The 23238-nt window shown below is 64.1% G+C and carries 24 protein-coding genes, 1 tRNA gene and 1 other RNA gene; 16 read left to right on the top strand and 10 right to left on the bottom strand.

Translation table 11 applies throughout. The features are described from left to right. Window positions 1–41: 41 nt before the first annotated feature. Both WG907_RS12785 and rpsD read right to left on the bottom strand, forming a co-directional pair. Window positions 42–1700: a M28 family peptidase gene (locus tag WG907_RS12785; protein ID WP_340233298.1), complete on the bottom strand. Its 1659-nt coding sequence runs from the start codon at window positions 1698–1700 to the stop codon at window positions 42–44. 129 nt (window positions 1701–1829) lie between these two features. After that, window positions 1830–2444 (bottom strand): 30S ribosomal protein S4, encoded by a 615-nt coding sequence (gene rpsD, locus WG907_RS12780; RefSeq protein WP_340233296.1) that lies wholly within the window; start codon window positions 2442–2444, stop codon window positions 1830–1832. Window positions 2445–2686: 242 nt separating this feature from the next. Here rpsD and WG907_RS12775 point away from each other — a divergent pair, with 242 nt between their 5' ends. Beyond that, the gene (locus WG907_RS12775; RefSeq protein WP_340233294.1) at window positions 2687–2983 is read left to right on the top strand and encodes a chorismate mutase; all 297 of its coding nucleotides are present in this window, start codon (window positions 2687–2689) and stop codon (window positions 2981–2983) included. Between the two features lie 139 nt (window positions 2984–3122). Here WG907_RS12775 and WG907_RS12770 read toward each other — a convergent pair whose 3' ends face one another. From WG907_RS12770 to rpiB, 4 genes are all read right to left on the bottom strand, one after another. After that, a complete protein-coding gene (locus tag WG907_RS12770) occupies window positions 3123–4172 on the bottom strand; it encodes a TrmJ/YjtD family RNA methyltransferase (RefSeq protein ID WP_340233292.1) in 1050 nt (349 codons plus the stop codon). Between the two features lie 176 nt (window positions 4173–4348). After that, window positions 4349–4810, bottom strand: a complete 462-nt coding sequence (nrdR, locus tag WG907_RS12765; protein WP_340233290.1) for a transcriptional regulator NrdR — start codon at window positions 4808–4810, stop codon at window positions 4349–4351. Between the two features lie 152 nt (window positions 4811–4962). Further along, window positions 4963–6270 carry a serine hydroxymethyltransferase gene (gene glyA, locus WG907_RS12760; protein WP_340233288.1) on the bottom strand — a complete coding sequence of 436 codons (1308 nt, stop codon included), beginning with the start codon at window positions 6268–6270 and terminating at the stop codon, window positions 4963–4965. A gap of 11 nt (window positions 6271–6281) precedes the next feature. Continuing rightward, a complete protein-coding gene (rpiB, locus tag WG907_RS12755; RefSeq protein ID WP_340233286.1) occupies window positions 6282–6719 on the bottom strand; it encodes a ribose 5-phosphate isomerase B in 438 nt (145 codons plus the stop codon). Window positions 6720–6831: 112 nt separating this feature from the next. Between rpiB and WG907_RS12750 the strand changes: the two genes are divergently transcribed. The 3 genes from WG907_RS12750 to WG907_RS12740 all read left to right on the top strand — a co-directional run bounded on the left by WG907_RS12750 (window position 6832) and on the right by WG907_RS12740 (window position 8249). Then, complete coding sequence (locus WG907_RS12750; RefSeq protein ID WP_340233531.1) at window positions 6832–6999, top strand: LPXTG cell wall anchor domain-containing protein; 168 nt, start codon at window positions 6832–6834, stop codon at window positions 6997–6999. 119 nt (window positions 7000–7118) lie between these two features. After that, the gene (locus tag WG907_RS12745; protein ID WP_340233284.1) at window positions 7119–7352 is read left to right on the top strand and encodes a hypothetical protein; all 234 of its coding nucleotides are present in this window, start codon (window positions 7119–7121) and stop codon (window positions 7350–7352) included. Between the two features lie 9 nt (window positions 7353–7361). Then, window positions 7362–8249 carry a bestrophin family protein gene (locus WG907_RS12740; RefSeq protein WP_340233282.1) on the top strand — a complete coding sequence of 296 codons (888 nt, stop codon included), beginning with the start codon at window positions 7362–7364 and terminating at the stop codon, window positions 8247–8249. Window positions 8250–8309: 60 nt separating this feature from the next. Here WG907_RS12740 and WG907_RS12735 read toward each other — a convergent pair whose 3' ends face one another. After that, on the bottom strand, window positions 8310–8966 hold the full coding sequence (locus WG907_RS12735; protein WP_340233281.1) for an alpha/beta hydrolase: 657 nt from the start codon (window positions 8964–8966) through the stop codon (window positions 8310–8312). 151 nt (window positions 8967–9117) lie between these two features. Here WG907_RS12735 and WG907_RS12730 point away from each other — a divergent pair, with 151 nt between their 5' ends. The 12 genes from WG907_RS12730 to WG907_RS12675 all read left to right on the top strand — a co-directional run bounded on the left by WG907_RS12730 (window position 9118) and on the right by WG907_RS12675 (window position 19232). Next, window positions 9118–10281 (top strand): cysteine desulfurase family protein, encoded by a 1164-nt coding sequence (locus WG907_RS12730; protein ID WP_340233279.1) that lies wholly within the window; start codon window positions 9118–9120, stop codon window positions 10279–10281. Continuing rightward, window positions 10278–11375 (top strand): cysteine desulfurase family protein, encoded by a 1098-nt coding sequence (locus WG907_RS12725; protein WP_340233278.1) that lies wholly within the window; start codon window positions 10278–10280, stop codon window positions 11373–11375. The genes WG907_RS12730 and WG907_RS12725 overlap by 4 nt, the downstream gene beginning before the upstream one ends. Window positions 11376–11398: 23 nt before the next feature. Next, window positions 11399–11734 carry a 2Fe-2S iron-sulfur cluster-binding protein gene (locus tag WG907_RS12720; RefSeq protein ID WP_340233276.1) on the top strand — a complete coding sequence of 112 codons (336 nt, stop codon included), beginning with the start codon at window positions 11399–11401 and terminating at the stop codon, window positions 11732–11734. 68 nt (window positions 11735–11802) lie between these two features. After that, complete coding sequence (gene blaSGM, locus WG907_RS12715) at window positions 11803–12714, top strand: SGM family class A beta-lactamase (RefSeq protein WP_340233529.1); 912 nt, start codon at window positions 11803–11805, stop codon at window positions 12712–12714. Window positions 12715–12757: 43 nt separating this feature from the next. Then, window positions 12758–12855: signal recognition particle sRNA small type (gene ffs, locus WG907_RS12710), an RNA gene on the top strand. A 175-nt stretch (window positions 12856–13030) separates the two neighbouring features. Further along, entirely contained in the window at window positions 13031–14653 is a 1623-nt protein-coding gene (locus WG907_RS12705; RefSeq protein ID WP_340233274.1) for a DNA polymerase III subunit gamma/tau, read from the top strand. Then, the gene (locus WG907_RS12700; RefSeq protein WP_340233272.1) at window positions 14650–14973 is read left to right on the top strand and encodes a YbaB/EbfC family nucleoid-associated protein; all 324 of its coding nucleotides are present in this window, start codon (window positions 14650–14652) and stop codon (window positions 14971–14973) included. Before WG907_RS12705 ends, WG907_RS12700 begins: the two co-directional genes overlap by 4 nt. A gap of 118 nt (window positions 14974–15091) precedes the next feature. Continuing rightward, window positions 15092–17488 (top strand): endopeptidase La, encoded by a 2397-nt coding sequence (lon, locus tag WG907_RS12695; protein ID WP_340233270.1) that lies wholly within the window; start codon window positions 15092–15094, stop codon window positions 17486–17488. 161 nt (window positions 17489–17649) lie between these two features. Beyond that, window positions 17650–17922 carry an HU family DNA-binding protein gene (locus WG907_RS12690; protein ID WP_340233268.1) on the top strand — a complete coding sequence of 91 codons (273 nt, stop codon included), beginning with the start codon at window positions 17650–17652 and terminating at the stop codon, window positions 17920–17922. Between the two features lie 249 nt (window positions 17923–18171). Continuing rightward, a tRNA-His gene (locus WG907_RS12685) sits at window positions 18172–18248 on the top strand. Window positions 18249–18340: 92 nt separating this feature from the next. Further along, the gene (gene hisI, locus WG907_RS12680; RefSeq protein WP_340233266.1) at window positions 18341–18712 is read left to right on the top strand and encodes a phosphoribosyl-AMP cyclohydrolase; all 372 of its coding nucleotides are present in this window, start codon (window positions 18341–18343) and stop codon (window positions 18710–18712) included. Beyond that, window positions 18699–19232, top strand: a complete 534-nt coding sequence (locus WG907_RS12675; protein ID WP_340233527.1) for a hypothetical protein — start codon at window positions 18699–18701, stop codon at window positions 19230–19232. Before hisI ends, WG907_RS12675 begins: the two co-directional genes overlap by 14 nt. A gap of 33 nt (window positions 19233–19265) precedes the next feature. On the opposite strand, the gene WG907_RS12670 is transcribed toward WG907_RS12675, so the two are convergent. The 3 genes from WG907_RS12670 to WG907_RS12660 are packed head-to-tail and all read right to left on the bottom strand — an operon-like array spanning window position 19266 to window position 23217. Further along, window positions 19266–19964 carry a L,D-transpeptidase family protein gene (locus WG907_RS12670; RefSeq protein ID WP_445326816.1) on the bottom strand — a complete coding sequence of 233 codons (699 nt, stop codon included), beginning with the start codon at window positions 19962–19964 and terminating at the stop codon, window positions 19266–19268. A gap of 52 nt (window positions 19965–20016) precedes the next feature. Further along, window positions 20017–22284 carry an NADP-dependent malic enzyme gene (locus WG907_RS12665; protein ID WP_340233264.1) on the bottom strand — a complete coding sequence of 756 codons (2268 nt, stop codon included), beginning with the start codon at window positions 22282–22284 and terminating at the stop codon, window positions 20017–20019. 9 nt (window positions 22285–22293) lie between these two features. Beyond that, window positions 22294–23217 carry a LysR family transcriptional regulator gene (locus WG907_RS12660; protein ID WP_340233262.1) on the bottom strand — a complete coding sequence of 308 codons (924 nt, stop codon included), beginning with the start codon at window positions 23215–23217 and terminating at the stop codon, window positions 22294–22296. Window positions 23218–23238 lie beyond the last annotated feature (21 nt).

The following is a 23238-nucleotide window of genomic DNA, read 5'->3' as shown; positions in this document are numbered from 1 at the left end:
CGCCTCCCTAGCAGCGCGCCATCGCCAGGGGGAGGGCCGTTTTACAGTCCCGCCCGGTCCTTGTCGCGGATTGCGCGAAATTCGTCGGCCGGAGTCCAGTTGGGCCAGTCGGTCGTGTTGGCGAGCGCGCGGCCGACATCATGATAGAGGTTGAGGTCCGCCTGCACCCCGCTCCAGTCCCATTTGGGATCATATTCATCCTTGGGGCCGTGGTAACGATGCTCCTCATAATCCTTGTAGGCGACCGCGCCCGCCGCCTGCCCGCCGGTCACCAGGTCCTGGCCGGTTTCGAAATAGAGCATCGGCACGCCATGTTTGGCGAAGCTGAAATGATCAGAGCGGTAGTAGAAGCCCTTTTCGGGCGTCGGTTCGTCGCTGGCGACGCGGCCTTGTGTCGCCAGCGCGCGATCGAGATAGGCGTCGAGGGCCGACTTGCCGCGCCCGATCACGATGACGTTATGCGCGGGCCCCCAGATCTGCATCGCGTCGATATTGACCCCGCCGACCGTGCGATTGAGCGGGAACAGCGGATGGTCGCCATAATAGGCCGACCCCAGCAGTCCCGATTCCTCGGCCGTCACTGCAAGAAACACCTGGCTGCGATCGCTCGGTCCTGCGCGGACATTGGCCTCTGCGATGGCGACGAGCGCAGCGACGCCCGTGGCATTGTCGACCGCACCGTTGCAGATATCGTCGCCGTCCGGGGCCTTTTCACAGTGGCCCAGATGGTCCCAATGGGCGCTGTAGAGAATATAGTCGTCGGGCCGGGTCTTGCCGGGGAGCAGGGCGACGACATTTTTCGAGCTATGTTTGCGGATCATATTGTCGAACGAGACCGCCGCCTTGATGCCGGGCAGCGGCACGGCCCTGAAGCCCCGCTTCTTCGCGGCAGCGGTCAGCGAATCGAGGTTCAGGCCCGCGCTGGCCATGAGGGCGGCGGCCTTGTCCTTCTGAATCCAGCCGATCGCTGCGGACTTGTCGGCATTGCCATTCGCGCTGTCGGCGACATGCTGCGCGCCGGTCCAGCTCGACTGCACGACGTTCCAGCCATAGGCGGCAGGGACGGTGTCATGGACGATGATCGCAGCGGCCGCACCCTGACGCGCGGCTTCTTCATATTTATAGGTCCAGCGGCCATAATAGGTCATCGCCCGGCCATTGAACGGGCCAGTCAGCGATGCGGTCTCATAGTCGGGATCGTTGACCAGGATGAGGACGGTTTTGTCCTTCACGTCGAGCCCGGCATAATCATTCCAGCCCTTTTCGGGCGCGTTGATGCCATAGCCGACGAACACGACCGGGCTGTCTTTTATTACAATATGCGGCTGAGCCGTGCGGTAGGTGCCGATCACCATTTCGCGCCCATAGGCGGCGGCTACCGGTGTCTTGCCGCCGGTGAAGGTCAGCAGCGAGACATTCTTTGCAGCGATCTCGACCAGGGGCACGTCCTGAAACCAGCTGCCCTTGTTGCCCGGCTGGAGGCCGAGGGCGGAAAAGCGCTGTACCAGATAAGCGAGCGTCTTGTCTTCGCCCGCAGAGCCGGGTGCGCGGCCCTCATAGGAATCGGCGGAAATTTCCCGCACGACCGATTTCATCGTGTCGATCGAAGGGGGGGCTGCCGGGGTGAAGCCGGAGTCGAGCGCGGTGGCGCAGGCCGACAGGGCAAGAGCGAGCGACAGGAGGGAGAATGACCGGCGCATCGTAAGCCCCTTTTCTACAGAAGGCGTTGTGATGCCAACTCAACTCGCGGCCCGCAAGATCGTTGCGGCAACGAAAAAGGGCGGCCCCGCAAGGCCGCCCTTCTTTCGTGTCGCCGAGGCGAAACCCGTTTAGCGCGAATAGAATTCGACGACCAGATTGGGTTCCATCTTCACCGGATAAGGCACTTCGTCCAGCGTGGGCACGCGGACATAGGTGACCTTGGTCGCGCCATCGGGCGCCACATAGTCGGGGATGTCGCGCTCGGCGAGGCTCTGCGCTTCGAGAACCAGCGCCATTTCCTGCGCCTTCTTGCCGAGCGTGATCTCGTCGCCCGGCTTCACCAGACGCGACGCGATGTTGCACTTGACGCCGTTCACATAGATGTGACCGTGCGAAACGATCTGGCGGGCCGAAAAGATGGTAGGCGCGAACTTGGCGCGATAGATGACCGCGTCGAGACGGCGCTCGAGCAGGCCGATCAGGTTCTGGCCGGTGTCGCCCTTCATGCGGCTCGCCTCGAAATAGTTCTTCTTGAACTGCTTCTCGGTGATGTCGCCATAATAGCCCTTGAGCTTCTGTTTGGCGCGCAGCTGAATGCCGTAGTCGGAAACCTTGCCCTTGCGGCGCTGGCCGTGCTGGCCGGGGCCATATTCACGCTTGTTGACCGGGCTCTTGGGACGACCCCAGATATTCTCGCCCATACGGCGGTCGAGCTTATGCTTGGCGCTGGTGCGCTTCGTCATGATATGTCCTTACAATTGCTAACAACGTTTGTTCACCCCCCTGATCCGAAAACCGGTTCCCACTTTTCGGGGAGGGTGAATGTTATCCCGGTATCGCCTACGTCCGTATTGCGTCACGCGCTCAGGGGCAGGGCCACCGCTTCACCGGGATGCGGGACCAATCGCGAAGGCGCGCCTATGAGGAAGGTCGAGCTTTATGTCAACCCTCGACACGGCGGCGGCGGCGGCTTAGTCGGACAGCCATGAATCCTGAAAGCTATTCCACGATGACGCAGGTGCGCGCCGGCGTCGACAATCTCGACCGCCAGATCGTCGGCCTGCTGGCGCAGCGTTTCGCGCATATGCGCGCCGCCGCACGGATCAAGACCGATCGCGATCAGGTACGCGACGAGGCGCGCAAGGCGGAAGTGATCGCCAATGCCTGTGCCGAGGCGGAGCAGCTGGGCGTGCCTTGCGATCTGATCGCGGACATCTGGGAGCAACTGGTCGAGGCGTCGATCACCTATGAAATGGCGGAGTTTGATCGGACGCGGGGTTAATGTGCAGCTCAGCTACGCTTCGACCGCCTGCTTGCGGTCGCCGCTCGGAATAAACTTCGGTCAGGGCTGAAGGCCTGAATATCGACGTGCAGTTTGAAGACTCCTGGACCCCGGCTTTCGCCGGGGAACACATCATTATTTAGCGTTCGCGCGGCCGATTGAGGTGCGAGAGCACGCCGCGCAGGGTGCGTACCTCGAAATGGTTCCAGCCCGGTTTCGTCAACAGGTTGCGCAACGTCAGCCGGGTCGCGGTCGCGCGGTCGGGTGGGAAGAAATAGCCGACTTTCTCAAGCAGCGTGGTGAACTGGCCGATCATGCCTTCCAGTTCCTCCTGCGGCGCGGGTTCGCCAAGGTCGGTGAGCGTCGGCTGTTCGAGCGTCGCCTGTTTCGACCATTCATAAGCGCACAGGACGACCGCCTGCGCGAGGTTGAGCGAGCCGAATTCCGGGTTGATCGGCACGGTCAGGATCTTGCGGGCGAGCGCGACATCCTCGGTCTCCAGCCCCGAACGCTCAGGGCCGAAGACGAAGGCGCTGCGTCCCTTTGCGACGCGGATTTCCTGTGCGGCCTGTTCGGGCGTTACCACTGGTTTAGTCACGCCGCGCTTGCGCACCGTGGTGGCATAGATATGGGCGCAGTCGGCCACGGCGTCGGCGAGCGAATCAAAGACCTGCGCCTGTTCCAGCACGATGTCGGCACCGGCGGCCGAGGGACCGGCATCTGGATTGGGCCAGCCGTCACGGGGGGACACGAGGCGCATTTCCGTGAGGCCGAAATTGAGCATGGCGCGCGCGGCCTTGCCGATATTTTCGCCCAGTTGCGGGCGGACGAGGATGATGAGGGGGGGAAGGGAGGGTTCATCTTCCCCGTTCGTCCTGAGTAGGGGCTGAGCCTGTCGAAGACCCGTATCGAAGGATTTTCGCGCCAACTGGCCGACCATGTCCCAGTCGCCCGCGATCAACGCTTCCTTCTTTTTGCGAGACCAGCCCTTTATCTGCCGCTCGGCAGAGATAGCTTCCTCGCGAGTCGTGAAATCCTGCTGCCACATGAGAGTAAGCGGCCGACGGCCTTGTGTATAACCGGCAAGCTCGCCCGAATGATGCTGCGCCAGGCGCTGTTCCAGATTATCCGTGTGGCCCAGATAATAGCTGCTATCGGCGCAGCGCAGCATATAGACATGGAACGTCATTGCATGATCCTTCGATACGCCATTTCGACTTCGCTCAATGGCTACTCAGGACGAACGGGGATGAGTGACCCTGTTTTTTTAGCAGCTGGTGGGGTTGGACGAAATTCCTCCGTCTGGAACGAACAGGTAAAGCCATCGCTTCGCTCGGGGCGAACGGGGATGAGCGTCCTGTCACCTCACTCACTGCCCACCTCTTTCACCGACCCGGCAAAATCCTCGAAATCCCTGGCGTCGGTGAAATCCTTATAGACGCTGGCGAAGCGGATATAGGCGACGCTGTCGAGGCCCTTGAGGCCCTGCATCACCATCTCGCCGATCGCGCGGGCGGGGATTTCGCTGTCGCCGCCGGTTTCGAGCTGGCGCTGGATGCCCGAGATCAGCTTTTCGAGGCGATCCGGCGCGATCGGGCGCTTGCGGCAGGCGATGTCGATCGAGCGGGTCAGCTTGTCGCGATCGAACGCTTCCTTGCGGCCCTCGCTCTTGACCACCCACATGTCGCGCAACTGGATCCGCTCGAACGTGGTGAAGCGCGCGCCGCACGCCTCGCACTGGCGGCGGCGGCGGATCGCGGCGCCATCCTCCGTCGGCCGGCTGTCCTTCACCTGGCTGTCTTCATGGGTGCAGAAGGGGCAGCGCATGAGAGATTATAACTCCGTTCGTCCTGAGTAGCCATTGAGCGAAGTCGAAATGGCGTATCGAAGGACAGGTGGCGCATGACCCTTCGATACGGGTCTTCGATAAACTCAGCCCCTACTCAGGGCGAACGGGTAAAGGCAAGGCTGGCGCGACTTTACCCCTCGTAGATCGGGAATCGCGCCGTCAGCGCCAGCACCTTTTCGCGCACATGCGCCTCGACCTGGCCATCGCCTTCGTCGCCATTGCGCCTGAGGCCCTCGACGACCTCGGCGATCAATCCGCCGATCTCACGGAATTCCGCCTCGCCAAAGCCGCGCGTGGTGCCGGCGGGGGTGCCAAGGCGCACGCCCGAGGTGACGAAGGGCTTGGCGGTGTCGAACGGCACATTATTCTTGTTGCAGGTGATGTAGGCGCGATCGAGCGCCTTTTCCGCCGCCTTGCCGGTGGTGTTCTTGGGACGCAGGTCGACGAGCATCAGGTGATTGTCGGTGCCGCCGGACGCGATCTGCAATCCTGCTTCTGCCAGCGTAGCGGCCAGCGCCTTGGCATTGGCGACGACCTGATGGGCGTAGGCCTTGAACTCGGGCGTCATCGCTTCCTTGAACGCCACCGCCTTGGCGGCGATGATGTGCATCAGCGGGCCACCCTGAAGCCCCGGGAAGATCGCGCTGTTGATCTTCTTGGCGATCGCTTCATCATTCGTCAGGATGATGCCAGAGCGGGGCCCGCGCAGCGATTTGTGGGTCGTGGTCGTCGTGACATGGGCGTGCGGCACCGGCGAGGGGTGCGCGCCACCGGCGACCAGGCCGGAGAAATGCGACATGTCGGCGAGCAGATATGCGCCGACCTCGTCCGCGATCTCGCGGAAACGCTTGAAGTCCCAGACGCGCGAATAGGCGGTGCCGCCGCAGATGATGAGCTTTGGCTTACAGTCGCGCGCGATGCGGGCGACCTCGTCCATGTCGATCCGGTGGTCGTCCTCGCGAACGCCATAGGGGACGGGGTTGAACCATTTGCCCGACATGTTGACCGGCGATCCGTGAGTCAAATGCCCGCCCGACGACAGGTCGAGGCCCATGAAAGTGTCGCCCGGTGCAAGCAGGGCGAGAAATACGGCCTGGTTCATCTGGCTGCCGCTGTTGGGCTGGACGTTGGCGAATTGCGCCCCGAACAGGGCCTTGGCGCGCTCGATCGCCAACGTTTCGACCACATCGGCATATTCGCAGCCGCCATAATAGCGCTTGCCCGGATAGCCTTCGGCATATTTGTTGGTGAAGATCGAGCCGGCGGCTTCCAGCACGGCCTTCGACACGATGTTTTCGGACGCGATCAGCTCGATCTTGTCCTGCTGGCGCTTGAGCTCATTGCCGATCGCGCCGAAAATTTCGGGATCGGCGCTGGCGAGATTCTCGCTGAAGAAACCGGCCTGGCGGACGGGCTGGGAAAGGGTGGTGGTGCTCATGATCGGTCCTTTCAGAGCGCGGGGTTCGACAATTTCTCGACCCGGCCGGCATGGCGGCCACCGCCGAAATCGGTTGAGAGGAAAGCGGTGAGACAGGCCTTGGCCATGTCCACGCCGGTGAGGCGCGCGCCCATGGCGATGACATTGGCGTCATTATGTTCGCGCGCGAGCGTGGCGGACAGCGGTTCGGACACGAGCGCGGCGCGGCAGGCCGGGTTGCGGTTGACGGCGATCGAGATGCCGATGCCTGAGCCGCACAGTGCGACGCCGCGATCCGCGCTGCCCGCTGCGACCGCCTGGCCAAGGTTGTAGCCATAGTCGGGATAGTCGACGCGGTCGGCGGTTTCGGGGCCAAGGTCGACCACCTCATGCCCTTCCTCGCGCAGCCACTGGGCGAGTTCCGCCTTGAGGTCTACGGCGGCATGATCGGATGCGATGGCGATTTTCATGGGGCTGCCCCTGCGTCCATGGGCGAATGTCCATGGGGTGATTCGTTCCCGCGCCTCTTAGGATGTGCGCGGCCCAATTGCCACCGTCCAGCTTGGCGCTTATGGCCTCATCATGACGGGCACGATTTTATCCATATTGATGCTGGCCGGGCTGGCGCTGACCGGCGGCGGCATATTCACGATGGTCCGGCGGCGGGAGCGCAAGCGCGGGATGTTGATGATCGCGGCCGGTCTCGTCATGTTCGCCAATGTCGCGATTGCTGTCATTCCCTACGGCTGATTCACGCGCGCTCGACGCTTCGGGGCATGCTGCGACGCAGCAATATTATGTAACGGCCGGATCGTGGACAGGCAAAATAACCGACCCATATCGTCCTTCCCATCACAAGGAGGTCGTTTATGAGTCAGTTCAAGCATCACGATAGCGCAACCGCAGGATCGGTGCGTGCGGCGGTGATGATGATCGCCTTTGGAATCGCTGTTCTCGCCTTTCTCGTATCGATCGAACATCCCGAATGGTTTCGCCTTCGTCCGATGACGGGCGCGGCGGTCGGCATGTCGCATGCGTCGGATAGCGTTGCCGGCAGCGAGGGGGATGGGCATGACACGCGCAATGGCAACATTTCGGAATAAAGCTATTCTATGATCGTCACCGCCGCGCCCAGCATGAAGCATATCGTTCGGGAGGTCTGGAAGCCCCTGACCCTGTTGTTCGTGTGGGACGTGATCGTCACCGCCACCTATTATCTGCTGCCGTTCAGGGCGCCGGAGCTGCCGCTGACCCTGTTCGGGTCGGCGGTGGCGCTGTTCCTGGGCTTTCGCACCAACTCCGCCTATCAGCGTTGGTGGGAAGGGCGCGGCCTGTGGGGGCTGATGATCAACGCCAGCCGCAGCCTTGCGCGTGCAGTGCGCAATTTCATGCCGGACCCGGAGGCCAGCGAACTCAAGCGCATCATCGTCATGCGCCAGATCGCCTATGTGAACGCGCTGCGATGCCAGTTGCGGCGGCAGTCGGCCGATGCCGAGGTGAAGCGCTTCCTCAACAAGGGGGACGCCGATCTGGCGCTGGCACGGACCAATATCGCCAATGGCATATTGGACGGGACCGGGCGAAGGATCGACACGGCGCGGCGGAGCGGGTGGATCGATACGATCCAGCAGTCGCGGATGGAGAGCGTCCTCATCGATATCGCCAATGCGCAGGGTGGGATGGAGCGGCTGAAGAACACGCCGCTACCCAATCATTTCCGCTTCTTCCCGACTTTGTTCGTGCATCTGTTCTGCATATTGCTGCCTTTTGGCCTCGTCGAGACGCTGGGGTTCGCGACGCCGCTGGGGTCGACCATCGCGGGCCTGATGTTCCTCGCCGTGCTGGCGATCGGCGACGATCTGGTCGATCCGTTCGCTGACAGCGTGCATGACGTGCCGCTGACGGCGATGTGCCGGACGATCGAGATCGACCTGCTTCAGGCGATCGGGAGGGATGCGCCCGAGCCGGTCGTGCCCGACCGCAATGGCGTGCTGTGGTGAGGCAGATATGAAAAGGGCCGCCTTTCGGCAGCCCCTTATCGTTTGGCGATGGCCGACCGGTTAGCGGATCGGCGAATCCGGGCTGAGCCGCATGTCGAGATAATTGTCGACCGACTTCATCAGCTGGTCGAGCTCATGTTCGAAAAAGTGGTTTGCGCCACGGATTTCGTCATGATGGATGGTGATGCCCTTTTGCGTGCGCAGCTTGTCGACGAGCTTTTGCACAGCGCTGGCGGTCACGACTTCGTCGCCCGTGCCCTGCACGATGATCCCGGAGGACGGGCAGGGCGCGAGGAAGGAGAAATCATACATGTTGGCGGGCGGCGCGACCGAGATGAAGCCGCGGATTTCGGGCCGGCGCATCAAAAGCTGCATGCCGATCCATGCGCCGAAGGAAAAGCCCGCGATCCACGTGGTCTGCGCTTCGGGATGGAAGCTCTGCACCCAGTCGAGCGCGGACGCGGCGTCGGACAGTTCGCCGATGCCATTGTCGAACGTGCCCTGGCTGCGGCCGACGCCCCGAAAGTTGAAGCGCAGGACGGCGAAGCCGCGCTTCACGAAGGTCTTGTAAAGCGCCTGGGTGATGCGGTCGTTCATCGTGCCGCCGCCCTGCGGATGGGGATGCAGGATCATCGCGACTGGCGCGCGCGGGCGGGGCGGAGGGCTGAAGCGGCCTTCGAGGCGACCTTCGGGACCGGGGAAAATGACGTCGGGCATGGCACCTATTATCTTTTCTTGGCTGCCGGTTCGCCAGGGAACTGACAGCAAATGAATGCGGGAGCGGGGTCCAAGGCAAAGCTGGCGCCACGCGGCAGATCGCCTATATAGAAGTCAACGCCGTTTCCGCAACGAATGAGTGAAATAGTCCTTGGCCGCCGCCAAACGTCTCTATCTCGACCATGCCGCGACCACGCCGATACTGCCCGCCGCGCAGGCCGCGATGGTCGATGCGATGGCCAACTGGGCCAATCCGTCGAGCCCCCATGCCGATGGCCGTGCGGCGCGCGCGGTGCTGGAAGATGCGCGGCGCAGGATCGCGGGGGCGCTTGGCTGGGGCGGGCATGTGATTTTTACCTCGGGCGCGAGCGAGGCGATCGCCATCGGGCTGGGCCGGTCGAAGGCGGGGCGGGTCGTGACATCGACGGTCGAGCATGATGCGGTGTTGCGGGTGACGCCGGGCGCGGCGCGGATCGGGGTGGATGGGCTGGGTGGCGTGAACTTGCCCGTTCATCTTCGCGAGTCTGGGGATATGTTGTCTGTCGGAGCGGATGGAAGCGTGGGAGGCCCGATGGATCCCCGCCTTCGCGGGGATGACGAAGAGAGGGCAGGGGATGATAGTGCGTGGTGCAAAGGGGGAGACGGAGCGGTCCTTCTCGCCATCCAGCATGTAAATAACGAGACCGGGGTGATTCAGCCGCTCGACCGGATCGAGCGCGCCGGTGCGATCCTGTTTGCCGATTGCGCGCAGAGCGCGGGGAAGCTGCCACTGCCCGATGCTGATCTGATTGCGATCAGCGCGCATAAATTCGGCGGGCCGCCGGGTATCGGTGCGCTGCTGGTGCGTGATCTGGCGCTGCTGCATCCGAGTGGCGGGCAGGAGCAGGGCTATCGCGCGGGGACCGAGAATGTGCCCGCCATCATGGGCATGGCGGCGGCGCTGGAACAGGGATTCGGCTGGGTGGCGACGGCGGCGCTGCTTCGGGCACGGCTGGACGCGGGGATCGAGGCGACGGGCGGAGTGATCGTCGCGCGGGATGCGCCGCGCCTCGCCACTATCGCCAGCTATCGGATGCCGGGGCTTTCGGCGCGGGCGCAACTCATCCAGTTCGATCTCGCCGGGATTTCCGTGTCGGCGGGCAGCGCCTGCTCGTCGGGATCGCTCAAGACCAGCCATGTGCTTGGCGCTATGGGTTGGGACGAGGCGGCGGCGGGCGAAGTCGTCCGGGTGAGCTTCGGCGCGACAACGAGCGAGGCGGATGTCGACCGCTTCCTGCTTGCCTGGACGGCCATGGTCGGGCGTGTGGCGCGATGATCTATCTCGATTATCAGGCCACGACGCCGTTGGCGCCCGAAGCGTTCGACGTGATGGTCCCGCTGTTGCGCGACCAGTTCGCCAATCCGCATAGCGCCCATAGGGCGGGACGGGCGGTCGCCGCACATGTCGAGGTCGCGCGTGAGGAGATCGGCCGGTTGCTGCCCGAGGGCGGGCGGCTGCTGTTCACCTCCGGCGCGACCGAGGCGCTGAACATCGCGATCCAGGGGGCGCCGCCGGGAGGCATCGTCACCATCGCGACCGAACATGCGGCCGTGCTGGATACGGCGCTGGCGCTTGGCCGGACGGGGCGCGCTGTCACCGTGCTACCGGTGGACGCCGACGGGCTGGTCGATCTGGATGCGGCGGCGCGAGCGATCGTGCCGGGTGTGGCCCTCGTCACGGCGATGCTGGTCAATAATGAGGTCGGATCGATCCAGCCCGTCGCGGCGCTCGCCGACCTTGCCTATCGGGCGGGTGCGCTGTTCCTGTGCGATGCGGTGCAGGGCTATGGTCGAGTGCCGATCCCGGCGCAGTGCGACATGGTCGCGATCAGCGCGCACAAGATTTACGGACCAAAGGGCGTCGGCGCGCTGTGGTTGCGTGACGGGCTGGCGATCGCGCCGCTGATCCATGGGGGCGGGCAGGAAGGCGGCTTGCGGTCCGGCACATTGTCGCCCGCGCTGTGCGCCGGGTTCGGTGCGGCGGCGCGGCTGATGCGCGAGCGGGCCGAGATGGACGCCGCGCATGTCGAGTCGCTCTGGGCGCTGGCACATGATCTTTTCGCCGGCTGGACGCTCAATGGTGGTGTGGAGGCGCGTTATCATGGTAATCTCAACCTCCGACGGGATGGGATCGACGGCGCGCGGCTGTTGTCGGAGTGCCGGAATGTCGCTTTTTCGCTTGGAAGCGCTTGCGCGAGCGGCTCGGGCAGGCCTAGCCATGTGTTGCGCGCGCTGGGTCTTTTGGACAGGCAGGCGCGGGGATCGATCCGGATCGGCTTTGGCCGGTATACGACGTCGGCCGAACTGGAGGATGCAGCAGGGATTATCAACGATGCGAGTGCCGCGCAGACGGCGCCGTTCATGAGCTAAATTGGCAAGGAGGCGTCGCAGCCATGACCCACATAACCTTCATCAGTGCCGATGGCGAGCGCCGACAGGAAGTGCAGGCGGCTGCGGGTGCCGTCCTGCTGGAAATCGCGCAGGCGGCCGGGCAACCGCTCGAAGGGACGTGCGAGGGTCAGATGGCCTGTTCCACCTGTCATGTGATCATCGACGCCGCCGACTTTCCCAAGCTCGGCAAGGCGAGCGAAGCGGAGGAGGATATGCTCGATCTTGCCGCCGCGGCAACGCGCACCAGCCGCCTGTCCTGCCAGATCGTGCTGGATGACAAGGTGGCGAGCCTGACCGTGCGGGTGCCCGGCGAATGCCATAATATGCAGGGCATGTGATGCCGGGTACTGTCAGTCGCCTGGGAGCGGCCCTGGTTTCGGTCGCGCTCTTGCTGGGTGGACCCGTTATGGGTGCGCCAAAGAAAGCCAGGAAGGCGAAGACGCAAGAGGCCGCGCCGCGCGCGTCCGTGTTGCCGCCGGCGCCGCGTTACCTGGTGCCGCAATCGGTGATGGCTTCGGTGCGCAATCCCAAGGCGATCGAGGAAGAGACGGGCGGCCGGCTCGGCATCGCGCTGGTCGATGACAAGGGCGCGCTGATCCTTGGGTTCAACCGCGACGAGCGATTTCCCATATGTTCGACGTTCAAGGCCCCGCTCGCCGCCGCCGTGCTGATCGGTGCGCAGGGTGGCAAGTTCGGGCTGGAGGGTCAGATCCCCTTCGACAAGGACGACATCATCGATAATTCGCCTGTGGTGAAGAAAAACCGGAAAAACGGCCGCATGGCGATGGGGGAACTGGCGGAGGCGGCGGTCGAGGTGAGCGACAATGCCGCGGCCAATCTGCTGTTGCCGATGCTCGGCGGGCCCGACGGGCTGACGGCGTTTTTCCGGGCGCACGGCGACACGGTGACCCGGCTCGACCGGACAGAGCCGACGCTCAACGAAAATGCGCCGGACGATCCGCGCGATTCGACGAGCCCGGCGGCGATGGCGGGATTGATGCAGCGCCTGCTGTTCCGGGACATGGAGCGAGCGGACGCCGACCGGTTGCGCGGCTGGCTCAACGCCAGCACGATGGGCGACAAACGGATCAAGGCAGGACTGCCCGAGGGATGGACATCGGGCAGCAAGACGGGGACATGCGGCACAGCTTATAATGACGTGGCGCTGGTGAAATCGCCTGCGGGTGAGGAATATTGGCTTGCCGTCTATCTCGACCGGCCCACCGTCGACGGGAAGAAGGCGGAAGCGGCGATCGCCGAAGTCGCCGCCGCCGCGCTCGAATTTTTGAGCAAGGCGCAGCGCAGCGGGCTGAACTGACGGCGCGCCCTTGCCAGCGCGCGCGCTTTTCGTCATATGCCGCGCCGGGAGTCGGGCGGACGTGGTCGTCGCCAACCTGGTCAGGTCCTGACGGAAGCAGCCACAACGATTTTGCCGCGGGTCGTTCCGGCTCCCACCTTTTTGCACAGCATGAACGCACCAACGCGGCCCGCCCGGGCTTCGACAAGCCCCCGGTGAACGGCTGGAGCATTCTGAAGTCGGCTGGAACAGCCGATGGCTCGCAGAATGCGGACGATACAAGAAAATAGAGCATGATCCGATTCAATCTAATCGGATAATGCTCTAGGAAACAGGCATGTCCGATTCCCCTCAGCCCTATCGCGTCCTTGCGCGCAAATACCGGCCGCGCAATTTTCGCGAATTGATCGGGCAGGACGCCATGGTCCAGACGCTGGGCAATGCCATCAAGCGAGGGCGGCTGGCGCACGCCTTTCTGATGACCGGGGTGCGCGGGGTCGGCAAGACATCGACGGCGCGGCTGATCGCGAAGGCGCTGAACTGCGTTGGGGCAGACGGTCAGGGTGGGCCGACGATCGAACCGTGCGGTGTGTGCGAACCGTGCGTGGCCATTGCCGAGGGCCGACATATCGACGTGATCGAAATGGACGCCGCCAGCCATACCGGCGTCGACGATGTGCGCGAGATCATCGAGGCGGTGCGCTATGCCGCGGTGTCGGCGCGCTATAAGGTCTACATCATCGATGAAGTCCATATGCTGTCGAAGAACGCGTTCAATGCGCTGTTGAAGACGCTCGAAGAGCCGCCGGCGCATGTGAAATTCCTGTTCGCGACGACCGAGGTCAACAAGGTGCCGGTGACGGTGCTGTCGCGGTGCCAGCGGTTCGACCTGCGCCGCATCCCGGCGGAGTTGCTGGCGGCGCATTTCGCGCATGTGGTCGAGGCCGAAGGGGTAGCCGCCGAAGCCGATGCCCTCGCGCTGATCGCGCAGGCGTCGGAAGGATCGGCCCGTGACGGGCTGTCGATCCTCGATCAGGCGATCGCCCATGCCGAGATGGCCCCCGACTCCCAGGGAAATGGCGCGCCGGTCGTCGCCGCCGCTCAGGTGCGCGAGATGCTGGGCCTGTCGGATCGCGGGTCGGTCCGGCGATTGCTCGGCCTGCTGCTGGAAGGCGAGACGAGCGCGCTGCTGGCGGCGGTGCGCGATCATTATGCGCTGGGGGTCGAGCCGCTGGCGCTGATGCGCGGGCTGTTGGAACTGATCCACGCCGTCACATTGGTCAAGGCAGGGCGCGATATCGCCAGCCCGGGGCAGTCGACCGAAGAGCGCGAGGCGCTGAGCGAATGGGCTGCGCAACTTGGCTTCGGGCCGCTGCATCGGCTGTGGCAATTGCTGCTCAAGGGGCATGACGAGGTGGCGAGCGCGGTGCTGCCGATCGAGGCGTGCGAGATGGCGCTGCTGCGCGTGATGCACGCGGCCACCATGCCCGATCCGGGCGAGATCGCGCGGATGCTGCGCGAGGGTGTGGCGGCGTCGACGCCGGCCGGAACCGCCGGGGCGGGCTCGACCGAAGGTATCTCCGCTGCGTTGCCTGCGACCTTCGAGGCGCTGATCGAGGCGCTCTGGCAGCGGGGCAAGGGACAGCTCGCGCAGGAATTGCATGATTGCGTCGGCCTGATCCGTTATGCGCCGCCCGAGTTGGACTATCGTCCCGCGCCGGCTTTGCCCGCCGACTTCATCGCCCGGATCACGCCTGTGCTGCGGGACGTGACGGGTGTCGCCTGGAAGGTCAGCGCACAAGACGGCGTCGCCGCACCGACGCTGATGGAGCAGGAGCAGGCGGGCAAGGCGCGCGAGCGCGCCCGGATTTTGGAGACCCCGGTGATCAAGGCGGCGATGGCGGCTTTCCCCGACGCCGAACTTGGCCATGAACTGGAACAATGGAGCGCTGAGCAATGAAGGATTTGAACGAGATATTGGGCATGGCGAGCCGTGTTCAGGAGGAGTTGACGCGCGCGCAGGAAAATCTCGACAAGATCGAGGTCGAAGGCGCGGCGGGTGGCGGGCTGGTCAAGGTCCGGGCTTCGGCCAAGGGACGCATTCTGGGCGTGTCGATCGACGAGACGCTGCTCGCGCCTTCCGAAAAGCAGATATTGGAGGATCTCGTCACGGCCGCGTTCAACGATGCACGCAAGAAGGCCGACGAGGTCAGCAACGCGGAAATGGGCAAGATGACCGCCGGGCTGCCGCTGCCCCCCGGTTTCAAGCTGCCGTTCTGAACGGATAATCCCCGGTTCATCCTTGCAGCTTAGAGTCGCGGATGATTGATTGATGCGACGGTCATCCCCATAATGGCGATGAACCGCATGCAGGGCCGCCTCCGGCCCCGGAGAGTGAATGACTACGCAATACCCGCTTTTGCCCCTGCGCGACATCGTCGTCTTCCCGCAGATGATCGTTCCCTTGTTCGTCGGGCGGGACAAGAGCGTCGCCGCGCTCGAATCGGCGATGGAGGGAAGCAAGGAAATCTTCCTGGTCTCGCAACTCGACCCCGCCGAGGACGATCCGGGCCGGGATTCGCTGTACGACACGGGCGTGGTCGCGGTCGTTCTCCAGCTGCTCAAGCTGCCCGACGGCACGGTGCGCGTGCTGGTGGAAGGCAAGCATCGGGCGCAGCTTGAATCGCTCGACGCCGAGGGCGATCATCTCGTCGCGCAGGTCAGCGATGTCGAGGATGTTCCGGCCGAGGGGCCCGAAGCCGCCGCGCTGATGCGCTCCGTTGCCGAGCAGTTCGAAAATTACGCCAAGCTCAACAAGAAGCTGCCGGCCGAAACGCCGGTGCAGTTGCGCGAGATCGAGGATGCCGGCCGGCTGGCCGATGCGGTGGCCGCGAACATCAACGTCAAGGTATCCGACAAACAGTCGTTGCTGGTTGAGGCCGATCCGGTCAAGCGGCTCGAAATGGTGTTCGCTTTCATGGAAGGCGAGCTGGGCGTGCTCCAGGTCGAAAAGAAGATCCGTGGCCGCGTGAAGCGCCAGATGGAAAAGACCCAGCGCGAATATTATCTGAACGAGCAGTTGAAGGCGATCCAGCGCGAGCTGGGCAATGGCGAAGGCGAAGAGGGCGATGAGCTTGCCGAACTGGCCGAGAAGATCGCCAAGACCAAGCTCAGCAAGGAAGCGCGCGCCAAGGCTACGGGCGAGCTGAAAAAGCTCAAGGGCATGCAACCCATGTCGGCCGAGGCGACGGTCGTGCGCAATTATCTCGACGTGCTGCTGGGCCTGCCCTGGGGCAAGAAGGGCAAGGTCAAGAACGACCTCAAGCGCGCGCAGGATGTCCTGGACGAGGATCATTTCGCGCTCGACAAGGTCAAGGACCGTATCATCGAATATCTTGCCGTGCAGGCGCGCACCAACAAGCTCAAGGGGCCGATCCTGTGCCTCGTGGGGCCGCCGGGCGTAGGCAAGACGTCGCTCGGCCGCTCGATCGCGAAGGCGACGGGCCGCGAATTCGTGCGCCAGTCGCTGGGCGGCGTGCGCGACGAAGCGGAGATTCGGGGGCACAGGCGCACCTATATCGGATCCCTGCCGGGTAAGATCGTGACGAACCTGAAAAAGGCCGGCACGATGAACCCTCTGTTCCTGCTCGACGAGATCGACAAGCTCGGCCAGGATTTCCGGGGCGACCCGGCGTCGGCCCTGCTCGAAGTGCTCGACCCCGAACAGAACAGCAAGTTTCAGGATCATTATCTGGAGATCGATGTCGACCTGTCCGACATCATGTTCGTGACGACGGCGAACTCGCTCAACCTGCCCCAGCCGCTGCTCGACCGGATGGAGATCATCCGGCTGGAAGGCTATACCGAGGACGAGAAGGTCGAGATCGCACAGCGCCATCTGGTCGCCAAGCAGGTCGACGCCCATGGCCTCAAGGGCGACGAGTTCGTCGTGACCGAGGAAGCGGTGCGCGACCTGATCCGCTATTATACGCGGGAGGCCGGCGTCCGCACATTGGAGCGCGAGATTGCGCGTCTCGCCCGCAAGGCGCTGCGCAAGATCCTTGAGGGCGTCTATCAGAAGGTGGTGATCACGCCTGAGAACCTGTCCGACTATGCCGGGGTGCGGAAATTCCGCCATGGCGTGGGCGAAGAGGAGAATCAGATCGGTGCCGTCACCGGACTGGCCTGGACCGAGGTCGGCGGTGAGTTGCTGACGATCGAGGCGGTGACCGTGCCCGGCAAGGGCGCGATCCGCACGACCGGCAAGCTGGGCGATGTGATGACGGAATCGATCCAGGCCGCCTTCTCCTATGTGAAGGCGCGCTCGCCGGGTTACGGCATCAAGCCGAGCATCTTCAATCGCAAGGATATCCATATCCATCTGCCGGAAGGCGCGGTGCCCAAGGACGGGCCGTCGGCGGGCATCGGCATGGTCACGTCGATCGTGTCGACACTGACCGGCATTCCCGTTCTTAAGGATGTGGCGATGACGGGCGAAGTCACTCTTCGCGGTCGCGTTCTGCCGATCGGCGGCCTGAAGGAGAAGCTGCTGGCTGCCTTGCGGGGCGGAATCAAGACGGTTTTGATCCCGGCAGAGAATGAAAAGGACCTGGCGGAAATTCCGGCGAATATCCGCGAAGGCCTTGAGATCGTGCCGGTTGCCCATGTGGACGAGGTGTTGGCCCGGGCGCTGGTTTCGGTGCCCGAAGCGATCGCCTGGACGGAAGAGGATGACCTTGCCGCCCAACCGAGCCCAGCCTCCGGTCGCGATGGGGATGCTGCACTGCGGCATTAATTCGGCTTGTCTTATTGGTTATCGCGCTTAGCCCAAATTTCCTGCTTGCTCCTTTCTTCGTCGCTTTCCCTTTGACAGGTGATGAAAGCTAAGCCTTATTGCGCCGCCTACGCCGTGATTCCTAAAAACCATCAAATAGCTAAAAAGGGGGTTCTTGAGGCATGAACAAACAGGATTTGATCAGTGCGGTCGCCGAGACGAGCGGGCTCAGCAAGAGTGACGCAAGCAAAGCTGTGGAGGGGGTTTTCGAGGCGATCTCGGGCGCGCTCAAGAAGGGTGACGAAGTTCGGCTGGTCGGCTTTGGGACTTTCTCGGTCTCGCAGCGCAAGGCGTCTACCGGCCGTAATCCGCGCACCGGCGAGACTATGACGATCAAGGCGTCAACGCAGCCCAAGTTCAAGGCCGGCAAAGGCCTGAAAGATTCGGTCAACTAAAATAAGGCCCGGTGATCGAGGAGGGTGCTGCATCCTGGACGGGTGCGGGCCTCAACGCCGCCGGCTTCAGGAGAGTGGCGCGAAAGAGGGGATAACGGCTCGTCGCGCATGAATGCCGAAGTCAAAAGGGGCGGGATCATCAGGTCCCGCCCCTTTCTGTTTTCCGTGGAGTGATGCGCATTTGGTCGCTTGACGGGCAGGGGCGCGACGCATATGTGCCGCTTCTCTTCTGGACCTCAGGGTCCTGTGGCGATCGTAGCTCAGTTGGTTAGAGCGCCGGTTTGTGGTACCGGAGGTCGGGGGTTCAAGACCCCTCGATCGCCCCATTTTATGATCAGGCCTGATAAAGCCGCCTGTATTGGGCGCCTTACGCGATAAGGGCTTCGCAGCGCGCTGATTGCCAATTATAGGCGCAGGCATGCAGGATGCGCGCGAGACGGGGCTGGCCCTCGATCCAAAATTCGATACGAACGGGCTGATCACCGCCGTAGTCACCGATGTGGCGACGGGCGACGTGTTGATGGTGGCCCATATGAACCAACAGGCGCTGGCGCTGACGATCGAAACCGGCTGGGCGCATTTCTGGTCGCGCAGTCGGCAGGCGCTATGGAAGAAGGGCGAGTCTTCGGGGCATATGCTGGAGGTTCGCGACATTCGCATCGATTGCGATCAGGACGCGGTCTGGGTGAAAGCCGCGCCCGCTGGCCCGACATGCCACACCGGCGCGCGGTCCTGTTTTTATCGCCGGGTAGGACCCGAGGGGCTGAGCAGGATTGATCCGGCGGACTAGCCTTGCCGCATTGCTGCTTCTGGCCGCATGCCAGCGGGACGCAGCGCCGAGCGGTGGCGTGGCCGACGCTGGCGCGCCATCAGGATCGGGGTTGGAGCGCGCGGCTATTGCGGCAGGGGTGGTCGCCGACGTCTCGCGCGTTTCGCCCGTCGGCCTGTATCAGCGGCGGCATGAGGCGGGCCGCGATCTGTTGTGTGTTCTGCCCGGCAAGAATGGGGAATTCCGCTTCGGCGCGGAGGCGATCTTTGGCGCGCAGGAGCGATGCCGTGGCCATGGTTCGGCGCGGCGGACCGGCGACAAGCTGATCCTGAGCTTTGCCCGCAGCGACAGGTGCATCATCGTGGCGCAATATGACGGGGACCAGATCGCCTTGCCCGGCGTCGTGGACCTGAAATGCGCGGACTTATGCGAGGGGCGCGGATCGTTGGAGGGGGTCAGCTTCCCCCGGATCGCTGCAGACGCGGGCGCTGCGTTGAAAGCGCGGGACCGAGACGGCGAGGTGATTTGCGGAAGCGAGTGACGAACGCGCAGTTCGAGCGGCACCGATCGAGTGTCAGCCTTCTGCCTTGGCGTGGCTGGTGTCGAGCATCTTGCCGTCGGTGATGACGACAATGTCGCCGACCTTGGTCGCGTCGAACAGTTTCTTTGCAAAGGGCGTCGGCACGCCGATGCAGCCATGGGTCGCGTTGCCCCATTTGACGTTGCTGCCGTGAATATAGACGCCGTCGCTGGTCAGCCGCTGGGCGAAGGGCATGGGCGCATTATTATAGGTGCGCGAAAAATGGTCGGCGTCCTTTTCGGTGATCGGAAAGGCGCCGAGTGGGCTGGGCTTGTCGGTGGCACCATACAGGATCACGGCAGCGCCGATCTCGTAGCCGGCGCGGAAGATCGACAGGGTCTGCGCCCTCAGGTCCACGGTGATGACGACAGGCCCTGCGGGGACGCCGGCATCGTCCCACTTATAGTCGCCATGGCGGAATGGCCCGTCGATCTTGAGCACGCGCCTGACGATCAGCGTGTGGGGATCGACCGCCATCCCCTGCGCGCTGGTGCGTTCGACGGGTTTTGCCGGTGCCGGTCCGGGCTGGGAGGCGGCAGGCGGTGCGGGCTTGACGGGTGGTGGCGCGGCGGGGGCGAGGTCGCGGCCTCTTTCAAGATTGGCGGTGACCAGCAAGGCGACGGCGGCCAGACCGCCGGCGATCACCAGCTTTGGACCGGCCATCCTGATCAGGGCTGCAATAAATCGCGGCACGTCGCCCTCGCTTTGGTTGGAATGCCGGGATCATGGCGCAAAAAGGTTAAGGTCAGCCTTCGCGTTGGACTTCGGCGGCGGCGATGGCGGTCAGGTTCAGGATGCCGCGCGAGGTGACGCCGGGCGTCAGCACATGGATCGGCTGGGCAAGACCCATCAGCATCGGCCCCACGGTCGGCGAACTGGAGGAAGCGGCCAGCGCCGTGAGCGCGATGTTGGCCGCGTCCAGATTGGGCATGACGAGCAGGTTGGCGGGCCCCTCGAACCGCGAATCAGGCACGAGCCGTTCGCGCAGCGCCTGGCTGAGTGCGGCATCGGCGTGCATTTCGCCATCGATCAGCAGGTCGGGCGCGGCTTCGCGCACCAGTTTGAGCGCGGTGCGCATCTTGCGTGCGCTCGGCGAGTGCGATGCGCCGAAATTGGAGTGAGAGAGCAGGGCCACGCGCGGTTGCAGCCCGAATCGGCGGATTTCGGTCGCCGCCAGCACCGCCATTTCGGCGATCTGCTCCGGTGTCGGGTCCGGCACCATATGCGTGTCGGTAATGAACAGCGCGCCGGCCTCCAGGATCAGCCCCGCCAGCGCATAGACGCGGCTGGCACCCGGTGCGCGATCGATGATGCGCAGCACATGTTCGACCTGACCCCAATATTCCGAATTACCGCCGACAAGGGCGGCGTCGACGCGGCCGGTGCGGAGCAGCATGGCAGCGGTGACGGTGGGTCGGCGATAGACGTGGCGGATCACTTCGGCGGCGGGCACGCCCTTGCGCGCGGCGACGGCGCGATATTCCTGAACCAGCGATTCCATCAGCGCATGGTCGGTTTCCGGGTCGACGACGGTGACGTCCCGATCCAGTTCGAAGCCAAGGCCAAGGCCCGGCAGGCGGTCCTTGAGGATGCGCCGGCGCGCAACGATGGTCGGCCGCACGATACCTTCGTCCAGTGCATCCTGAATCGCGCGCAGCACGCGCTCATCCTCGCCCTCGGCATAGACGATTCGCTGGCCGCTGCCGCGCGCGGCCTCGAATACCGGCATCATGAGCTGGCCCGAGCGGCTATTCTGCTGCGCAAGCGTGCGCGCATAGGCGTCCAGGTCGATCGGGCGGCGAGCGACGCCGCTGTCCATCGCGGCCTTGGCGACGGCGGGCGCGATCTCGACGATCAGGCGGGGGTCGAACGGGGTCGGGATGATATAGTCCGGGCCGAAACTGAGTTTGCGGCCGCCATAGGCCTGCGCCACGCTGCTATGCGCGGGCAGGCGGGCGAGCGCGGCGATGGCTTCGGCGGCGGCGACCTTCATCGCCTCGTTGATTTCGGTCGCGCCGACATCGAGCGCGCCGCGGAAGATATAGGGGAAGCACAGGACGTTATTGACCTGGTTGGGGAAGTCCGACCGGCCCGTGGCGACGATCGCGTCGGGGCGCGCGGCGCGGGCGACATCGGGGAGGATTTCCGGCTCTGGATTGGCGAGCGCGAAGATCAGCGGCTTGTCCGCCAGCAGCGGCAGCCATTCGGCCTTCAGCACGCCTGGCGCGGACAGGCCCAGGAAGATGTTCGCGCCGGGCAGCACCTCGGGCAGCGTGCGGGCGTTGGTGGTGCGGGCATAACGGGCCATGTTGGGCAGCATGCCCTGTCGTCCCGAATGGATGACGCCATCCTTGTCGGTCATGGTCACATGCTCGACCGGCAGGCCCATGGACACGAGCAGGTCGACGCAGGCCAGCGCCGCCGCGCCAGCGCCGGACGTCACGAGCCGCGCTTCGGCCAGCGTCTTGCCCTGCAACACCAGCGCGTTGCGCACCGCCGCCGCCACGACGATGGCCGTACCATGCTGATCGTCATGGAAGACGGGGATTTTCATCCGCTTTTTGAGTTCCGCCTCGATCGCGAAACATTCGGGCGCCTTGATGTCTTCGAGGTTGATGCCGCCGAACGTCGGTTCCAGCAGGGCGACCGCTTCGATGAATTTCTCTGGATCGATGGTGTCGACTTCGATGTCGAACACGTCGATTCCGGCGAATTTCTTGAACAGGACCGCCTTGCCCTCCATCACCGGCTTGGAGGCGAGCGCGCCGATCGGGCCGAGACCCAGCACGGCAGTACCGTTGGTGATGACCGCGACCAGATTGCCCCGGGCGGTATAGTCGAGCGCCTTGTCGGGATCCGCAGCGATTTCCAGGCAGGGCGCGGCGACGCCGGGCGAATAGGCAAGCGCCAGATCGCGCTGGTTGACCATGCGCTTGGTCGGTTCGATCCGCAGCTTTCCCGGATGGGGCAGGCGGTGATAGTCGAGGGCGGCTCTGCGCGTGTTATCGTCCATGGTCCGGCCTTAGAAGGCTGGCGCGTCGGGGGCAATGGCTGCCCTCTCCCAAGGCGGCTCGGGTACGAAAACCTCGGTCAGATAGTCGATGAAGGCCGTGACGGCGCGGGGAGGGTTTGGTTGCGACGGGTAGACCGCGAACAGGCCCACGTCGCGCGACCCCTCATAGGCGGGTAGTATCTGGTGCAAGGCCCCCAGCGCCAGCGCGTCGCTGACGTCCCAGAGCGAGCGCAGCGCGATGCCCGCGCCGCTGCGCGCCAGTTCGCGAACCACTTCGCTGCTGTTGGTGCGGACATGGCTTTTGCCGTCGATGGATTCCTGTCCGGTCGGGCCGGTCAGCCGCCAGGGGAACTGGCCGTCAGCCGCGAGCAGGCGATGGCCGGCGAGATCGGCGATGGTTTCGGGCGTGCCGAAACGGTCCAGATAGTTGGGCGCGGCGCACAGAATGCGCCGGTTGGTGGCGATCCGGCGGGCGGCGAGGCCGGGTCCGGGGTCAGTGGCAATGCGGATCGCGAGATCGACACGGGCCGCGAACAGATCTGTGAAATCGTCGGACAGGTCGATGTGCAGGGCGATGCCGGGGTGGCGATCGAGAAAGCCGGCGAGGTAGGGGACGATGTGCATGCGCCCGAAGGAGGTGGGCGCGGTAATGCGCAGCGGTTCGTTGATGTCCGGCGATGCGCCTGATACGCGCCGCTCGGCCTGCGCAATTGCCGCCAATATATGTCGCAGATCGGCATGAAGCCGCTCGCCGGCGGGGGAGAGCGACAGGCGACGCGTCGTGCGATGGATCAGCCGCGCGCCAAGTCGGGCCTCCAGCCGCATCAACCGTTTGGAGACCATGGCGGGCGAAATGTTCAGCCGCCGGCCGGCGCTTGCCAGTCCGCCTTCCTCGACGATGGTCGCGAACAGCTCATAATCGGGGTCCATCATTCATGCACCACAGGAAATACT

This window comes from Sphingobium fluminis, from assembly GCF_037723805.1.
GTDB lineage: Bacteria > Pseudomonadota > Alphaproteobacteria > Sphingomonadales > Sphingomonadaceae > Sphingobium.
The sequence above is the reverse complement of the archived record's forward strand: the minus strand, read 5'-3'. Positions and strand labels throughout refer to the sequence as shown.

Excerpts from the sequence above, each read along its gene's own strand:
- WG907_RS12750 (WP_340233531.1), top strand. The coding sequence starts at position 6,832 with ATGACGGGCACGATTTTATCCATATTGATGCTGGCCGGGCTGGCGCTG.
- WG907_RS12735 (WP_340233281.1), bottom strand. The coding sequence starts at position 8,966 with ATGCCCGACGTCATTTTCCCCGGTCCCGAAGGTCGCCTCGAAGGCCGC.
- WG907_RS12665 (WP_340233264.1), bottom strand. The coding sequence starts at position 22,284 with ATGGACGATAACACGCGCAGAGCCGCCCTCGACTATCACCGCCTGCCC.
- WG907_RS12660 (WP_340233262.1), bottom strand. The coding sequence starts at position 23,217 with ATGATGGACCCCGATTATGAGCTGTTCGCGACCATCGTCGAGGAAGGC.
- lon (WP_340233270.1), top strand. The coding sequence starts at position 15,092 with ATGACTACGCAATACCCGCTTTTGCCCCTGCGCGACATCGTCGTCTTC.
- rpsD (WP_340233296.1), bottom strand. The coding sequence starts at position 2,444 with ATGACGAAGCGCACCAGCGCCAAGCATAAGCTCGACCGCCGTATGGGC.
- WG907_RS12700 (WP_340233272.1), top strand. The coding sequence starts at position 14,650 with ATGAAGGATTTGAACGAGATATTGGGCATGGCGAGCCGTGTTCAGGAG.
- WG907_RS12725 (WP_340233278.1), top strand. The coding sequence starts at position 10,278 with ATGATCTATCTCGATTATCAGGCCACGACGCCGTTGGCGCCCGAAGCG.
- glyA (WP_340233288.1), bottom strand. The coding sequence starts at position 6,270 with ATGAGCACCACCACCCTTTCCCAGCCCGTCCGCCAGGCCGGTTTCTTC.
- hisI (WP_340233266.1), top strand. The coding sequence starts at position 18,341 with ATGCAGGATGCGCGCGAGACGGGGCTGGCCCTCGATCCAAAATTCGAT.
- WG907_RS12745 (WP_340233284.1), top strand. The coding sequence starts at position 7,119 with ATGAGTCAGTTCAAGCATCACGATAGCGCAACCGCAGGATCGGTGCGT.
- blaSGM (WP_340233529.1), top strand. The coding sequence starts at position 11,803 with ATGGGTGCGCCAAAGAAAGCCAGGAAGGCGAAGACGCAAGAGGCCGCG.
- WG907_RS12785 (WP_340233298.1), bottom strand. The coding sequence starts at position 1,700 with ATGCGCCGGTCATTCTCCCTCCTGTCGCTCGCTCTTGCCCTGTCGGCC.
- WG907_RS12690 (WP_340233268.1), top strand. The coding sequence starts at position 17,650 with ATGAACAAACAGGATTTGATCAGTGCGGTCGCCGAGACGAGCGGGCTC.
- WG907_RS12740 (WP_340233282.1), top strand. The coding sequence starts at position 7,362 with ATGATCGTCACCGCCGCGCCCAGCATGAAGCATATCGTTCGGGAGGTC.
- nrdR (WP_340233290.1), bottom strand. The coding sequence starts at position 4,810 with ATGCGCTGCCCCTTCTGCACCCATGAAGACAGCCAGGTGAAGGACAGC.
- WG907_RS12705 (WP_340233274.1), top strand. The coding sequence starts at position 13,031 with ATGTCCGATTCCCCTCAGCCCTATCGCGTCCTTGCGCGCAAATACCGG.
- WG907_RS12770 (WP_340233292.1), bottom strand. The coding sequence starts at position 4,172 with ATGACGTTCCATGTCTATATGCTGCGCTGCGCCGATAGCAGCTATTAT.
- rpiB (WP_340233286.1), bottom strand. The coding sequence starts at position 6,719 with ATGAAAATCGCCATCGCATCCGATCATGCCGCCGTAGACCTCAAGGCG.
- WG907_RS12720 (WP_340233276.1), top strand. The coding sequence starts at position 11,399 with ATGACCCACATAACCTTCATCAGTGCCGATGGCGAGCGCCGACAGGAA.
- WG907_RS12775 (WP_340233294.1), top strand. The coding sequence starts at position 2,687 with ATGAATCCTGAAAGCTATTCCACGATGACGCAGGTGCGCGCCGGCGTC.